Source organism: Methylocaldum marinum (assembly GCF_003584645.1).
In the GTDB taxonomy this organism is placed as follows: Bacteria; Pseudomonadota; Gammaproteobacteria; order Methylococcales; family Methylococcaceae; genus Methylocaldum; species Methylocaldum marinum.
Window position 1 is genome coordinate 4,117,720 of sequence record NZ_AP017928.1, and the last position, 14,645, is coordinate 4,132,364.

Here is a 14,645-nt window from a genome sequence, read left to right on the forward strand (position 1 = left end):
ATGATTTCGTCCCGGCCTCAGTCCTTGCGTGAGTCGGTTTCCGGAAGCGTGTGCAGTACTTTTCCGTAGCGTTCCTCCAGATCGGCGCGGTCGCTGGCGTCCGGTAGATTGCCCAGCGTGTTTCTGTAAATCAAGCGGGCGTGTCGGATCAGAGCGTCACGATAAGGTTCCGGTAGTTCGGCCTCCGTCAGGACGGCGATCATGTCCAGGAGGCGAATGGCCACGGCCTCGTTATTCCTGGCGTTCTGGCGCAGTTGATTGAACGCCGCATCGAGAATGCCCTCGTAGGTGTAAGGCGCGGTAACGACGCAGATTCGCCCGTCGGTACCGCGGCACAGCGGCGACGTCAGCGTCCTCGTGGCGAGAAAAGACAGCGCGGCGCCCAGCCAGTCGATGCAATTGACTGCGGTGAAGGGGTCGTTGATGCCGGGCGAAAGTGCGCGGACCGCCACTTCAACCAACTGATCCACGGCGAACTCGGCGTCTTGGATCAGGGTGCGCTGTGGTCCCAGCAGAAAGCATTTCCCGATCTCCGCGGCGATTTTTTCGGTAACCGCTTCGCGCGGCGAAGCCAGGGCCAGCACGTGGCCCTCGATGATGAACTGGCCCGGCCGCTTGAGCAGATGCACGAGCAGCTGGTTTCGCTCGGCAATATTCCTGACCCGCTCCAGCTCGATCGCGTCCAGATAACCGTTGCCGGGCGCCGGAATGCCGAGAGCGCGTTCCGCGAAATCGGCCGGCAGTTGAAGCTCCCCTTCCTTGGGTCTATCCCGCCCGCTCGGGTCGGCCGCTTCCGGGAAAAGGCTGCCGAAAGTCTCGATCAGGCGTGTGCCTACGTTTTCGACGATATTCGGCGCCTGTATGAAAGTGGCGACCCGATGGATGAAATAAATCAGCAGACCGAAACTGAGCACCCCGAGAATCAGCGCGACGCTGACCGAAAGATGGGGAATGTCCGCCCCGTCATCGGTCGAACGGACACGAGTCAACACCAGGATGGCGTAGATGAAAGTCGCGATGAAGCCGCCGAAAACGATCTGGGTACCCCCTTGCCGCATGAAGTTCGGCAGAAGGCGCGGGCCGAATTGGGACGATGCGTTGGAAAGCACCAGCATGGCGATGGAAAACACCACCCCTGCCACCGTGATTGCGGAGGACGCCAGCGTGGACAAAATCGCCTGCGCCCCCGGTGCGTCCATGACGTAGAGGTCGGAGAGAAAGGGCAGGTATCGTTCGCGCGCTTCCTGATCGACCAGAAACAGCAAGATCGCCAGGACCGCGGCCGTCACCGACATCAGAGCAGGGACGAACCAGTAGCTTGAACGGAGGGTTTCCCAGAGTTGGACCAGGTGGAGTTTCATATGGAGTTGGACCACGCGTGAGCGACAACCATTCCTGAATGGATCGGCGATTTTACCGGGCTCATGGATACACCGCGTACATGGTAGGATCGGACCATTGGGTTCTTGTCGCCGAAAATGGATCAGGTCTGAATCGATGATCGACGAACAAAGCCATTTGCGGTTGCGCGAACCAAGCGTTCTATTTCCTGTCCATCGAGTGGGGCTCGATAGCCGAGCCCCGCTTTTTTGCTGAAAAACAATAAACGAGATATCTGATGGAATTTGCTGGAATCCTCATGTTGCTGATCCAGATCGGATTCGCCGTTCACGCCATTCGTCACGGCCAATCGCTGCTCTGGGTATTTTTGATCATTTTTCTGCCGCTGCTCGGCTGCATACTCTATTCGGTGATGGTGCTGCTGCCCGAAATCATCCAGAGCCGGACCGCCCGGCGCGGTTCCAAGGCTCTGTTGAGAACGCTCGATCCCCAGAAAGAGCTGAGAAAACGGCGTGAAGCACTGGAGCTATCGGACACCGTAGGCAACCGCAGCGCACTGGCGCAGGAATATCTTAAGCAAGGCATGCTCGACGATGCCATCGCACTGTACGAGAGCTCGCTCACCGGGATGTACCGCACCGATCCCGATCTTCTGTTCGGTCTCGCCAAGGCGCTGGTTGAAGCGAAACAGTTCGGGCGCGCCCGGGACACTCTCGAAACGCTGACGACGGCCAATCCCGAATTCGAACACCAGGACGCGCACCTGCTCTACGCGCGCGCGCTCGAAGCGCTGGGCGAACTCGATCGGGCCTTGGAGGAATATCGGGCGCTGGCCAAATATTCCGCGGGCGCCGAGGCCAAATGCCGCCATGCACTGCTCTTGAAACGCATGGGGAAAACGGCGGAAGCACGGGCACTGTTCGAAGACATCGTCAAGGACGCTAGAGCCGCGTCCAGCCATAGTTACCGCTTGAACAGGGAATGGGTGGAGATTGCGAAGAGAGAAGTGGCCTAAATGAACCGGCGGTAAACAGCCTGAAGGGTAGGCTTGTTTGATCCATGCGGTTTCGCGTCAGCGGTTTCCCGGCTGTTTGCCGCCGGGAGGTTGTCGGTGGGATGCGGTTCGTACCTCACCGCATCCTACATTGTCTTTGCCGCCTCTTTTTCGACTTGGACCGTATGGCGAACCCCTCCGCTTCGATAGTCGCCCGTTTGCGTTTCTCGATGATGACAGGGACCGAAACCGGCACCCCGCCACGGCCCGCCGGCACACTGGACAAGCGTTGCGCTCGATCGTGCTTGATGGTTTATTGTTAGGCTGGGCTTAAGCGGGTTGGCCGCTACAATAACAAATAATCAACGAATCGGCGCAAATCCCTCCTGCCGGGTACAATAGCCGATTTCGGCTTGCGAAAGACGCGACATGAAAGTCCTGCACTGCACATGGATTCCCGAGTGTACCGACGAGTTCGTCCAGGCGGGCGACTTTTGGCTGTGGATCGAGCATGGCGGCGAACCTGCCGACTTCTCGGACACCGCGAACCGTCATCCTCGGCATCTCACCAAAGCGGAGCTGGTGGCTTTTCTCGAAGGCGAACTGGGGCTGGAAATTTCCCCCTACGAACGCCGGTTTCATTTTGCGCCGCAAACGGTTCTTTTGCCGGCCGTCGACGGCCGGCCTCTGCCCGGCCCGGAATTGGAGAGCGGGGCGGACGACGAGCCGGTGCAGGCGACTTTGAGGGCGTGGGAAGTGGACGGCTATCGCCTCGCCCACCCTTTCAAGCAACTCGGCGAACTGCGTTTCCTGTCGGCGTACCGCACTTCGCAGACCAGGGCGGGCGTCGATCTGCTGTTTTGGCATTATTTCGCGCAGTCGCTGAAGTCGGTCATCGTCAAGGACCGCTACATACCGGCGTTGTTCTATCGAGCGATGCCGCAGGAAGGCTATGAAATCTACGCGGGCTGGGAAATCGTTTCCGACGGTTACGAACGCCTGATTCGGGAGGCGGTCGAGCGGATGCCGCCGGTTTGCGCATCGGCCGGCGGCCGCGTCTACGAAAGCACCAGCCTGCTCAAGCATTGCGCCGATGTCCTGGTACACCGCACCGTGGTCCAGGCGGCGTCCGCCACCAAACTGGGCCGTAAAATCGAGGGGACGCTGCTGAACGCCTGCCGCAACGGCGCGCCGGCCGGACATCCCTGGAAGACCGACGAGGGCGTCGAGCTTTACCGGCAATGGCTCGGGTGGCGTCGCAATCTGCTGGGGCGCCGTGAGGAAACGGATCTCGAGCTGGTGTTTCGCCTGCAGGAAGCTTCCGCCGAAGACGAAGCCTGGCGCCTGGAAATTCTGCTTTCGCCGCGCCGCAGCCCCGACTTGCGCTTGCCCCTGGCCGAATATTGGGGATTGAGCGCCGAAGGGAAACAGTCTTTCGCCGAGCCGGTCGGTGCGGACTTTGAGAAGAATCTGCTGCTCGGGCTGGGCCAGGCGGCTCGCATCTATCCGAAACTGTGGGAAGGCTTGGACGAAGAGCGTCCCACCGGGGTCGATCTGAGCCTGGAGGAGGCTTTCCTGTTTCTCCAGGAGGATGCTTGGGTGTTGGAAGATGCCGGGTTTACCGTCATGGTGCCCACCTGGTGGACCCCGCAAGGCCGCCGCCGTGCCAGAATCCGCCTTTACGCCAGCCGTCGCACGCCGTCGGACGCCGGTACCCGGCGCGATATGGGCCTGCATAACCTGATCTCATACCGTTACGAGCTGGCGCTGGGAGCCGAGACTATCGACGAGGCGGAGTGGGAACGCCTCGTCGAAAGCAAGACGCCGTTGGTTCGCTATCGCGGCCAGTGGCTCACGTTGGACCGAGAAAAGATGCGCGCCATGCTGGAATTCTGGCGCAAGCACCGGAGCGAGGACGCCGGCATGAGCCTGCCGGAACTGATGCGGAAGACGGCGGAGGATTCGGATCTTTTCGAAATCGATCCCCGGGGGACGCTGCTGGAGATGCTGGAGAAGCTCCGCGACCACAGCCGGCTGCAGCCGGTGGACGATCCGCCGGGCCTGATGGCGCGGCTTCGGGATTATCAGCGGCGCGGGCTCGCCTGGCTGCGCTACCTGGAAAGTCTGGGGCTGAACGGATGCCTGGCGGACGACATGGGTCTCGGAAAAACCGTGCAGGTCATCGCGCGTCTGGTCCAGGAGCGGGTCGAGACGAATCCGCGTGCCCCAACCTTGCTGGTCGTGCCGACATCGGTGATCGGCAACTGGAAGAAAGAGATCGAACGGTTCGCACCCAGCCTGCGGGCCATCGTTCACCACGGCGGGGGACGCTTTCGCGAGATTCCGGGGTTTCGGGACATTTGCCTGGAGCACGATGCGGTTATCACGTCCTATGCGCTGGTGCGCAGGGACGAGAAACTGTTTTCCCAGATTCGATGGGCGCGCGTGGTGCTCGACGAGGCCCAGAATATCAAGAACCCTCTGTCCGCCCAGACCAAGGCGGTTTTGCGGCTCAATGCCGACCATCGCCTGGCCCTGACCGGAACCCCGGTGGAGAATCGGCTGCTCGACCTCTGGTCCATCTTCAATTTTCTGAATCCGGGCTACCTGGGCAAGCAGACGCAGTTTCGCCAGCGCTACGAGCTTCCCATTCAGCGCGACAACGATCCGGCGCAGACCGAGACCCTCAAACAGTTGATCGAGCCGTTTGTCCTGCGCCGGGTCAAGACCGATCCCAACATCATCAAGGACTTGCCCGACAAGGTCGAAAACAAGCAATTCTGCCATCTTTGCAAAGAGCAGGCCTCGCTGTACGAAGCGGTGGTGCGGGACGTGGAGCAGCACCTGGCGATGGCTGAGGGCATCGGACGGCAGGGCTTGATGCTGTCCGCATTGATGCGGCTCAAGCAGGTGTGCAACCACCCTGCCCAATTCCTGCGCGACGGCAGCGACTTCACGCCCGAGCGTTCGCCGAAGCTCGACCGGTTGCACGACATGCTGACCGATGTGATCGCCGAAACCGAAAGCGCCCTGGTGTTTACCCAGTTCGCCGAAGTCGGAGAGAGTCTCTACAAATATTTGCGCGAAGTCCTGGGCTGCCCGGTGTTTTACCTGCACGGCGGAACGCCGCCGGCGAAGCGCGAACGCATGATTCTCGAGTTTCAGGACCCGGATACCGAGCCCGGCGTGTTCATACTGTCTCTGAAGGCGGGTGGGGTGGGCATCACGCTCACCAAGGCGAACCACGTGTTCCACTTCGACCGCTGGTGGAACCCCGCGGTCGAGGATCAGGCCACCGACCGCGCCTTTCGTATCGGGCAGCGCAAGAACGTATTCGTCCACAAGTTCATCACCATCGGGACCCTGGAGGAACGCATCGACCGCATGATCGAAGACAAGAAGCAGGTCGCTTCGCTGATCGTCGGGAACGACGAATCCTGGCTGACGCGCCTGGATAACGAGGCGTTCAAGGAGCTCATCGCTCTCAATCGGCAGGCGGTGATGGAGTAGCCCATGAGCAAAATCGGCAAAACCTGGTGGGGCCAGCGCTTCATCGAAGCGATGGAGACCTTTACCGACCCGAAGCGGCTGCTGCGCGGACGCCAGTATCTCAGCACCCACCGCATTCTGGGATGGCGGGTCGAGCGGAACCGAGTCCTGGCACGGGTACGGGGACGGATGAGTCCTTATCTCGGGTTTTACGAGGAGCCGATCTACGAACTCCACATCGAGTTTTTGCCCCTGCCCGAGTCCGCTTGGGATAACGCGATCGGGCTAATCGGGAGTCGCGCGGGATTTCTGGCCCGGCTGCTGCTCAACGAAATGCCGGACGAGATCGAAAAGCCGTTCGAGGCCTTAGAGATCGATCTCCTGCCGCGGAAGCGCAAGGACATCGGAACCCATTGTTCGTGTCCCGATTCCGAAAACCCCTGCAAGCACATTGCCGCGCTGTATTACCTGCTCGCCTCGCGGCTGGATCACGATCCGTTCCTGCTGTTCGAACTGAGAGGCCTTCCCCGCGACGAACTGGCCCGTCGGCTCCAGAAAACGCCCTTGGGGGCGGCCCTGGCCTCGGCCTTGACCGAGAACGGGGGCGAATTGTTTTCGGCCGAATCCTATTTCAGCCGCCCCCTGCCCGTTACCGTGCCGGATACCGTCGTTCCCAGGGATTACTGGCGCGGCGCGAAAAAGCTGCCGTCCGGCGTAGAACCGCCGGAGCCCGCCCCGGTCTCGGGCATTCTGGTCAAAAAGGGCGGAGATTTCCCGCCGTTCTGGCCGAAGGACGTGTCTTTCGTCGAGGTGATGGACGCCTTTTACGAGCAGGTCCGGAAGAAAGCCAAAGATTGGATGTGAACGCGGTGCTGGCGAGTGGCTCGGGGATGAAGATGTTCCAGCGCTAAGGATATCCGTGAGCAGTTCTTGTCCCGAACCGAAACGGCCGCACGCGGGTCCCTCAGGCTTAAGGAAGCGCTGAATAAGCCCTCTCCCTCTGGAACAAATCGGCAGGGCGAGACGCAACGCGACGAGTGGGCAGGCCAAAGATGGGCTGCCCCGGACGCGCGAGCGAAGCGGGACAGCGTCGCGTGGCGAGGCCGATTGACTCGCCTCATCCCTGAGGCTCGCCCTTCGGGCCGTGCTTCGCACGTTCCCGTTCGCTCCCGGCGAACGGGTGCACGCGTGAGCGCCGCTTGCGGCTCCGCACAGGGAATGTGCGGAGTGACTGGGTTGGGTGAGGGCCTGTTAGATCAATCCGTTGCACAGGTTGCTTCTCCGAAGTGGAGACTTAATCAGAGCTTCCTTAACGGGGTCCCGCTTTGCCCTCAACCGGTTGCGGCCGAGCCCGCGGCGTTCTCCGGCGCAGGATTTCGGTCAGGCTTTCGGCGGTCCGGAAGCCCGACAGGGGGATGCCCTGAGCCACAAAGGACGGCGCCTCCTCGAAGCCGAGTTCGAGCGCCTCGGCCGTGTCCCTTGCGATTGCCTCGCCGATCTCCCTCGAGGAAAGACACTGGAAGAAATCGGCCCGATCGATCCCCAGCCTGGCGGCGAGCGAGGACAAGGCATGGCCTTCGTACCAGACCTCGCCGAAGGCCGGGGGATTCCGTGTCAGAAGCTCGCTGCGCATACGCTGAAAGGCGCCCAGCCGGTCGGCGCAGCGGGACACGCGGGCCGCTTCGCCGGCTACCGGATCGTACACCGGGATGAAGTCGCGGAAGATCACGCGCACGTTTCCATCGGTGGCCAGCAGCCGGTCGATTTCGCGGTGGGTCTGCCGGCAAGGCGCGCAGCGGTAATTGGTGTAGACGACGATACGCAATTCGCCCGCTCCACCCAATGCGGGAGCATTCGCCTCGGTCATGGGCAGACGGGGCGGAGGGGGTTCCTCGAACAGGATTTCGATGCGGGCAGAGGCGCGCAGGCTTTCGACAAATGTCGTGCGGCGGGCGTGAGCTTTGCGGAAAGACAGGTATTGGCGGGCGCGTTCGGGGTCCGATACCGGCCGGCCGGCCGCGCGTTCCGCCTCGATGAAGGCATGCAATTCCTCATCGCCGACCGTCGTGTCCCCCGTAATTTGTTTCAGTAGAACTTCAGCAGCGACGCCGCGTCGCCGCGCCTCCCGGCCGAGCAGACGATGCTCGATGAGCGTCTCCGCATTGCGCCGGCGTTCGAGATGAATTTCCTTTCGCAGCCGATAAAAGTGAAGCGCCGCGGCTTGCTCGAGCGCGTCGGCCGGGATCGGGACATCGTCCACCCAAGCCACGGTTCGTTGCGGAGGTAGCGGCTGTTCGAGCTCCCCGCTTTCCGGAAGCAGGATTTTGACGGCATGGCCTTTCCCGAGATCGCGGCGGGCTTCGGCTTCCGCAGTCGCCCGCGCTTTCTGCTCCAGATAGTGGCGAATCGCGGGGTCCTCCGCGGACGGGTTCCGCCGGGTCTCGACAGGTGCGAAGGGGCCCTCGAAATCTTCCGCCCGTGAGGATCGAAAGGCGCGTACTGCTTCGTTGGTGGCCGGCTCGGGCGAAGACGGCTTCGTTTCGGGCGAGGAGGCCCGAAGGCGGCGATCGATCAGGCGGTCCAGCGTTCGGCCTGCCTGATCGGCCAGAGCCTTGTGCAATCGGTCGATCTTCGGGCGCGAAAGCGCATCGATCTCGGATAAGGAAACGCTCTCGCCGCTGATTCTTAGCGCCGCCTGGTCGGCGAAAGCGGCCGGACTCATCGCCAAGAACATCAGAAGAACGATCCACATTGCACGGTATTATCGAACCGGTTCGCCGGGCTTCGCCGGATGCACTTCCTCGATGGGATCGCCGTCGAGTCCCCTCAGAAAATCCGAGAAACCGATGCCGAGTTCTTCGCGCAAAAGACGATCCGATTCCACCAGGACCAGTGTGCGCGCCAGGTGGTCACGCAGTGAATCCGGATCGCCGGGATCGAGAAATTCCGGCCGCAGCCCCACGGATGCCTCGCGCAGCCGCCGCAGGCCATCGAGCAAGCGTGTCATTCGCTCGGGGCTGAGCCTTTGGCCCAAACGCTGTTCCACCTCGCGTTCGAGCGCGCTGCTGACCAGGGTATCCCATTGCGCTTGGCGCATGGGATCGAACTCTGTATCGGGAGGGGGCGGCGGCATAGGAGTTCTTGGCGAGGAGGCCGGACCGGATGGCTCTTGGCCCGGAGCGGCCGGGGTTTTATCCTGACGGGGCGAGGCCGGCGCCGGCCTCGCCCGCAACATCGCAAGCTCCCGTTCCGCCTTCTGCGCGCGTGCCCGCCAAAGTTCGGTCTCGTCGTCGACCGATACCTGCGGCGAACGGCCGAACAGAAGCGCCGCCGCCGCGATCCCTGCACCCGATAAGAAGGCGGCGATCCGGCTCATGAGGATTTAGTCGAGCTCCTGGTGTTGCTTGAACGGACCGCTATTCCAAGTCTCTCTCGAAAGGGCCTTCTGCCCTTCCCAGGAACTATGAAAGCAGTCGAGGTTGGAGAGCTCGCTCTGCGTAAAACGATAGGTGAAGCTCGCGTCGGTAAAGGTGATGAACTTGTCCTGGTTCTGCGCGGCCTTATTCTCGGTAACCTCGCGGAGGATCCGGTTATACGCAACGATGCGGGATAACACGAAGGCCCGATCCGCGTCGGTTGCCTGCGGCGAGAGCACCGAGCCGCAGTTGCCGGATCTCGCCCAAACGTCCGGGCAATCGACCAAGCCCAGCGCCTGCTTGACCCGACCCTGGTTATACACCTCGATGATGTTGGGGATGGCCACCACCTGCACGGTAGCGCCCGCAGCCAGGTTCGTCAGCAAGGTATCCAGGCCGCCCTCGAAGCGCTCCCTGAACTGCCCATCGGTCGGCAAATCGGCGACGGAGTCCCGACAGGCATCGTTCGAACCCAGCAGCACGGTGGCGTAAGTCACGTTCTTGCCGGCCGCACCAGAAGCCTGGGACGTTAAATCGCCCATCTCGGCACCGTTTTCGGCCGCCGTTTGATTACTGCGATGGCTATCGCCGAAGTTGGCGTCGATACGCTGGTTGTGCGATTCGACGTCGGGCAAGCCGAAAAGGTCCTCCCAAAAGCCGTGATAGCCGTTCACCCAGCTCAGGTGCGGATTGTCCAGTGGCGTATTCGCATTAAATCCCCGCGTCATGGAATCGCCCGTCGAAAAGAGCCGTTTCGGTTCGCTTTGGCCCGGCTCCAGGGCGAGTGCGGAGCGTACTACGAGGAACGCCGTCAATAGGGTTCCTGTTGCGGACAGACGATGCGTTCTCATTGCGATTCCCTTTGCGCAGCGATTCCTAAGTGACTCATGAACCGCCAAGAAAGTTCATGAGTGCTGGCCCGGTCCGAGCTTATTGCTTCCATTCTTTTCTGCTGTTTCGATAAGGCTCAAATACCCATCCTCCACCCTACAAAAAAGGAATGCCTTATCGAAAGCGATTTGGAAGAAGGCCGATGAACAATTTTGCGCAGTAACCCGAATGGAAGCAAAAGGCGCATAGTTCGACCTCCGCGCGATTCGGTTTCTTGTCCGATTACGGCGACGAGCTTGCCAACGAGACGCTGGGCCTTGCGTAGACCACCCTGATCGCTGAACCAGGAGTCTACTGCCGGCGAGAGTCCTCGAGGAATCTCGTCCAGGTTTCATTTGGCTCCCACACGCGCCCGATATGTGCCCGGCCCTGCTCGGGCGACCAGTCGAGCCGAGCCTGGCCGTACAGCGCCATGAAGCAGGAGACCCGGTAATTGGCGGAGCAGTGGGCAAACGCCTTTTTGCCTTTCGACCGGTCCATCAGTTCGAGGAACTGCTGGAAATCGCTCCACTGGGGCGCGCGGTGAGTTAGCCTTGTTCGCCTTTTTGCGGATTCGTGGATTGGCTATCCCCGTCTGAATATTCCTCGATGAGACCCGCCATTTCCAGGGCGCCATGAGTCCCTTGTTGCTTGAGTCCAAGGACCACGCCCGCACAATTATGCGCGGGCTGATTCTGGCATAGCTTCCATTTGCCCACGAGTCTGGTGATTATGATCTCGATGCCGACAATGGCTTCCATCAGACGCGCGGTGAAGTCGCCGGGAGCGTCCGAGACCGACCACGGCGCGCTGAACGAGCTTTCCTGCCGCTCGGTAAGTGCTTCGAGCTGGTTTCGCAGCCAAACCGGGTCATCAACGACGCGAAGCGAACCATAGGCGTGTACGACCGCATAATTCCAGGTCGGAACCACCTTGCCGTGCTCGCGTTTCGTGGCGTACCAGGACGGTGTGACGTAACTGTCGGGACCCTGGAATATCGCCAATGCCTCCACATCCGCAACCAGGTTCCGCCACATCGGATTCGAGCGTGCAACATGACCGCGCAGCGCGCCGAATCGGCCCGGCTCTTCGGAGAGATGCGGAGGGATGTGATTGGCATCGATCCCGCCGGACGACAAGGTAGCCAGCGTGGCCAGCGGATGAGCGCGGATCAGCCGGTGCAGGACTTCAAGTCGGGTTTCTTCGAAATGCGGCGGAACGTACATAGCCTTCCTCGTCAATTTGCGGCCGGAAACGGGCGTTGCGGGATTTTACACCGTCCGCGGCGATGAACCGTTCGAAGCGGGAAGCACATAGGAAACCCGGGTGTCATTGACCGTGACCACACCCTGCTTCTGCAGCTCTTGTAGCAGGGACGTCAACTCTTGTTCGGACAATTGCTTCTGAAATAGGGAGTTGATCGTGCTCGCGAGTGTTTTCGCAGTGCGCGGCTTTGAAGCGCCGCGGCGCTGGAGATCACTGATGATTAGGTCGAGTTTCTCGGGTGCGGCCATCGGATGTGCCGCTTTCACGATCGGTATGTCGGTAACGTCCCGCGATCGGCAAGCCAGAATCTTCCTGCTTTTGAGACGTTGAATCAGAGGATCGAAACCGGTGTCCTCAAAAAAGTGGCGTCATACCCCAAGTTCCCCTGCATCGAGATACAGGGCATCGGCAAACAGTCCAGCCGTCGCTAAAGCGTAGATGAAAACGCCGAAATCTTGGAACTGCCGCGCTACCGGGGGAACTTTTCAGGCGTAAAGCGGCCTTGAGCAGTAAGCGCTGATGAATTGTCGCCAACGAGCGCTGTGGACGCGGGAGCAACTTCGAATGTATCCGTTTTTGGGGTTGGATTGAAAAATGCCCGTCACCGGGCCGGCAGACTTATTCCCTGCGGGTGACTCGAAACCGCCTGATGTCGGCAAAGACGCGCTGAGCGGGGACCTGCCGGATCGGAAAATTCTGAAGACCTGTTTGAGTCCCATGCCTATGAAGCCGATGAAGAACGTTTCGGAACGCTTTCGAGCCGCCTATCTCGGCCTGCTTGAGAACGGGGAATTGGAACAGCGGGTCCGTATCGCCCGGCAGCACCTGCAATCCTGCGATCTCTGCGCGCGCTATTGCCGGGTCGATCGGCTGCGGACCACTCAAGGCGTGGTTTGCAGGACCGGGGACCGTGCCGTTGTGTATAGCTATGGTCCGCATCGCGGCGAAGAGGATGTGCTGCGCGGCTGTAACGGCTCGGGGACGATTTTCTTCAGTTGGTGCAACATGCGCTGTGAATTCTGCCAAAACTGGGAAATCAGCCAAAAAGGCGAGGGTCGCGAGGTTGAACCGGAACAATTGGCGGCGATGATGCTGGACTTGCAGGCCCGAGGCTGCCACAACATCAATTTCGTCACTCCTAGCCATGTGGTGGCGCAAATTCTGGCAGCGACGTTGATCGCTGCCCGGCAGGGGCTGAAGCTACCGCTGGTCTACAACAGCGGTGGCTATGACAGTCCCGAAGCTCTCGCTCTGCTGGACGGGGTCATCGACGTCTACATGCCGGACATGAAATACGGCGATTCCGTTACCGCCCATCGGTATTCGCATGTGCGGAATTATTGGGAGTTCAGTCGGGCGGCGGTCAAGGAAATGTACCGCCAGGTCGGCGACTTGCGGCTGGATGACAATGGTTTGGCCTATCACGGCTTGCTGGTTCGCCATCTCGTCCTTCCGGCCGGCCTGGCCGGCACGGAAAATGTTCTGGAATTCATCACCCGGGAGATTTCCACCGAAACCTATCTCAATCTGATGGGCCAGTATTATCCGTGCTACCGGGCCGAAGAGCGTCCGGAATTGGCGCGTCCGATTACTGCGGCGGAGTACAGGGAAGCGCTGGACATCGCCAGGCGTTTCGGTTTGGCCCGGCAGGATCGAATTTCGCGGAGAGGCCGTCTACTTTGAGCCAAAAGACTGACGCCCATTCAAAATAAGCAGTGGGGCTTGCTACTCAAAGTCCGCACGGCGTTCCCCGAGCGCAGTAGCGGGCCGGCGTACGCCGAATTCTGCACCTAGTCCGGCCATGCATTCGGGGCAACAGCCGGAAGCCATCGCCCCCGAATGCCGGCTACTCGCCTTATTCAGCCTTACATATGCCCGGACAATCGGCGCCGCCTTTGGCGGGGTCGCAGTCGTCGTTGGGATCGTCGACACAGACCTGGCCATCGGGGCACTGGAGGCCTGCTATCCCGCCGCAGGCTACGGGTTCGGTTTTCACGCACTCGCCCTCGTGGTCGATGGATACGCCTGCGGCAGCCGCTTCGCAGGCATTGCCATAGGTTTTTCCGTCGCAACCGCAGACCGGTTTGAATTCTCTGGTACAGGCGTCGGGTTTGGCTTTGCATATGCCCTGTGCATCCGCGACCTTGCATTGGCCGACGCCAAGGTCACAGTATTGCCCTTCCGGGCAGGTTAACCCGCGGATAGTACCGCAGATGGTTTCCGGAGATTCGGGCTGAGTCTCGCGATCACAGCCGGACAGGAGAACAACCAGGGAAAGATAAACCATCAATATGATGTGCCTTTTCATACACTATTCTCCATGTTGTCCAACATCCTGCGATGTTGTCGTAAGGCCATTAGATGCCGTAATTTTGCTCGAGCCCGGTCTCCCTTTATCTTCCATATCATCCTCCGTGCACTCCTTTAGCGGGCGCCGGCCCAGTATAAGTACGCATTGAGAATGGCGTAAAGCTTTGTTTGCAGAAGGCGCATGAGCGCTTACCGGTCTGTCACCACGGTTCGAGACAAGTCTGCACCTGCGACGAAAACCGGAAGACTGCGGGTAAGTGACGAGCCGCGTGAGTCAAGGTCGCGCGTCTGCGCGCCCTGACAGCGGGCCGAAATGCCGGGCGGGTATCTATGGGGCTGATAACTGGACTGGCGAATGCCAAGCGATCGGCACCACATTTTTCCGCCGCATGGGCGTTCAGGCTGATTCGGCTAATCCGGCAAGAGGTGCAAAAAAAATCAAAACGCATCGTCAGATTTTTCTGACGTCGCATACGGACTATACTGTACGCGTTTTAACCGGCCGTTCGATCATCGAATCAGTTCGTGACCATCCGTCTTCCGCGTACGTTCCTCCTGGTCCTCCTGACGCTGATGCAAGTCATTGCGCCGTGGACACATGCGCACACCGGGGACGAAACCGGCGGCTTCCTCCATGTTCCGGGACTGGAATTTTTCTCGAAAACCGGAAAAGCGACGATCCAGGCCGATGCACCGCCGCTCGAACGGGACGTCATTATCGGCGTTCAAGCCGGATTTTGGGGAGAGGCCGGCAAAGCCAAGCTTTCCCCGAGCGCGGACAATGAGCCATGTCTCCACACCGCCGCCATGACGGTCCGGCACCCGCAACTTGCCGCACACCTAGCTTCGATCGAAACCCCACGCTTGCCGCCTTCGCGCTTTTACCGCGTTGCCGTTCCGCGCGCTCCACCGCCAAACATTTGATCGAATCCCTGTTTTGAAGGACATTCGCGCTTCGT

At 60.5% G+C, this 14,645-nt stretch carries 13 protein-coding genes; 5 read left to right on the forward strand and 8 right to left on the reverse strand.

From position 1 onward, the window contains the following. Positions 1 to 17: 17 nt before the first annotated feature. Positions 18 to 1,361 (reverse strand): DUF2254 domain-containing protein, encoded by a 1,344-nt coding sequence (locus sS8_RS18380; protein ID WP_145986600.1) that lies wholly within the window; start codon positions 1,359 to 1,361, stop codon positions 18 to 20. A 257-nt stretch (positions 1,362 to 1,618) separates the two neighbouring features. On the opposite strand from sS8_RS18380, the gene sS8_RS18385 reads away from it, so the two are divergent. The 3 genes from sS8_RS18385 to sS8_RS18395 all read left to right on the forward strand — a co-directional run bounded on the left by sS8_RS18385 (position 1,619) and on the right by sS8_RS18395 (position 6,688). Beyond that, on the forward strand, positions 1,619 to 2,356 hold the full coding sequence (locus sS8_RS18385) for a tetratricopeptide repeat protein (protein WP_119631036.1): 738 nt from the start codon (positions 1,619 to 1,621) through the stop codon (positions 2,354 to 2,356). 408 nt (positions 2,357 to 2,764) lie between these two features. Beyond that, entirely contained in the window at positions 2,765 to 5,845 is a 3,081-nt protein-coding gene (locus sS8_RS18390; protein ID WP_119631037.1) for a DEAD/DEAH box helicase, read from the forward strand. 3 nt (positions 5,846 to 5,848) lie between these two features. Beyond that, positions 5,849 to 6,688: an SWIM zinc finger family protein gene (locus sS8_RS18395; RefSeq protein ID WP_119631038.1), complete on the forward strand. Its 840-nt coding sequence runs from the start codon at positions 5,849 to 5,851 to the stop codon at positions 6,686 to 6,688. A 445-nt stretch (positions 6,689 to 7,133) separates the two neighbouring features. On the opposite strand, the gene sS8_RS18400 is transcribed toward sS8_RS18395, so the two are convergent. From sS8_RS18400 to sS8_RS18425, 6 genes are all read right to left on the reverse strand, one after another. Next, positions 7,134 to 8,576 (reverse strand): DsbA family protein, encoded by a 1,443-nt coding sequence (locus sS8_RS18400; protein ID WP_119631039.1) that lies wholly within the window; start codon positions 8,574 to 8,576, stop codon positions 7,134 to 7,136. Positions 8,577 to 8,585: 9 nt separating this feature from the next. Further along, on the reverse strand, positions 8,586 to 9,200 hold the full coding sequence (locus sS8_RS18405) for a hypothetical protein (RefSeq protein ID WP_119631040.1): 615 nt from the start codon (positions 9,198 to 9,200) through the stop codon (positions 8,586 to 8,588). A 6-nt stretch (positions 9,201 to 9,206) separates the two neighbouring features. Continuing rightward, complete coding sequence (locus sS8_RS18410; protein WP_119631041.1) at positions 9,207 to 10,091, reverse strand: SGNH/GDSL hydrolase family protein; 885 nt, start codon at positions 10,089 to 10,091, stop codon at positions 9,207 to 9,209. A gap of 331 nt (positions 10,092 to 10,422) precedes the next feature. Continuing rightward, positions 10,423 to 10,611: a protein-tyrosine phosphatase family protein gene (locus tag sS8_RS18415; RefSeq protein WP_119631042.1), complete on the reverse strand. Its 189-nt coding sequence runs from the start codon at positions 10,609 to 10,611 to the stop codon at positions 10,423 to 10,425. A gap of 47 nt (positions 10,612 to 10,658) precedes the next feature. Further along, positions 10,659 to 11,336, reverse strand: coding sequence for an FMN-binding negative transcriptional regulator (locus sS8_RS18420; protein WP_119631043.1), 678 nt, complete (start codon positions 11,334 to 11,336; stop codon positions 10,659 to 10,661). A 45-nt stretch (positions 11,337 to 11,381) separates the two neighbouring features. After that, positions 11,382 to 11,642, reverse strand: coding sequence for a hypothetical protein (locus tag sS8_RS18425; protein WP_145986601.1), 261 nt, complete (start codon positions 11,640 to 11,642; stop codon positions 11,382 to 11,384). A gap of 451 nt (positions 11,643 to 12,093) precedes the next feature. On the opposite strand from sS8_RS18425, the gene sS8_RS18435 reads away from it, so the two are divergent. After that, positions 12,094 to 13,059 carry a radical SAM protein gene (locus sS8_RS18435; RefSeq protein WP_197716571.1) on the forward strand — a complete coding sequence of 322 codons (966 nt, stop codon included), beginning with the start codon at positions 12,094 to 12,096 and terminating at the stop codon, positions 13,057 to 13,059. A gap of 172 nt (positions 13,060 to 13,231) precedes the next feature. On the opposite strand, the gene sS8_RS18440 is transcribed toward sS8_RS18435, so the two are convergent. Next, positions 13,232 to 13,684 (reverse strand): Kazal-type serine protease inhibitor family protein, encoded by a 453-nt coding sequence (locus tag sS8_RS18440; protein WP_119631046.1) that lies wholly within the window; start codon positions 13,682 to 13,684, stop codon positions 13,232 to 13,234. A 527-nt stretch (positions 13,685 to 14,211) separates the two neighbouring features. Between sS8_RS18440 and sS8_RS18445 the strand changes: the two genes are divergently transcribed. Beyond that, entirely contained in the window at positions 14,212 to 14,610 is a 399-nt protein-coding gene (locus tag sS8_RS18445) for a hypothetical protein (protein ID WP_119631047.1), read from the forward strand. Positions 14,611 to 14,645 lie beyond the last annotated feature (35 nt).

Coding starts and splice junctions, on each gene's coding strand:
- sS8_RS18435 (WP_197716571.1), top strand. CDS start 12,094: ATGCCTATGAAGCCGATGAAGAACGTTTCGGAACGCTTTCGAGCCGCC.
- sS8_RS18385 (WP_119631036.1), top strand. CDS start 1,619: ATGGAATTTGCTGGAATCCTCATGTTGCTGATCCAGATCGGATTCGCC.
- sS8_RS18410 (WP_119631041.1), bottom strand. CDS start 10,091: ATGAGAACGCATCGTCTGTCCGCAACAGGAACCCTATTGACGGCGTTC.
- sS8_RS18440 (WP_119631046.1), bottom strand. CDS start 13,684: ATGAAAAGGCACATCATATTGATGGTTTATCTTTCCCTGGTTGTTCTC.
- sS8_RS18405 (WP_119631040.1), bottom strand. CDS start 9,200: ATGAGCCGGATCGCCGCCTTCTTATCGGGTGCAGGGATCGCGGCGGCG.
- sS8_RS18380 (WP_145986600.1), bottom strand. CDS start 1,361: ATGAAACTCCACCTGGTCCAACTCTGGGAAACCCTCCGTTCAAGCTAC.
- sS8_RS18415 (WP_119631042.1), bottom strand. CDS start 10,611: ATGGACCGGTCGAAAGGCAAAAAGGCGTTTGCCCACTGCTCCGCCAAT.
- sS8_RS18395 (WP_119631038.1), top strand. CDS start 5,849: ATGAGCAAAATCGGCAAAACCTGGTGGGGCCAGCGCTTCATCGAAGCG.
- sS8_RS18420 (WP_119631043.1), bottom strand. CDS start 11,336: ATGTACGTTCCGCCGCATTTCGAAGAAACCCGACTTGAAGTCCTGCAC.
- sS8_RS18400 (WP_119631039.1), bottom strand. CDS start 8,576: ATGTGGATCGTTCTTCTGATGTTCTTGGCGATGAGTCCGGCCGCTTTC.
- sS8_RS18390 (WP_119631037.1), top strand. CDS start 2,765: ATGAAAGTCCTGCACTGCACATGGATTCCCGAGTGTACCGACGAGTTC.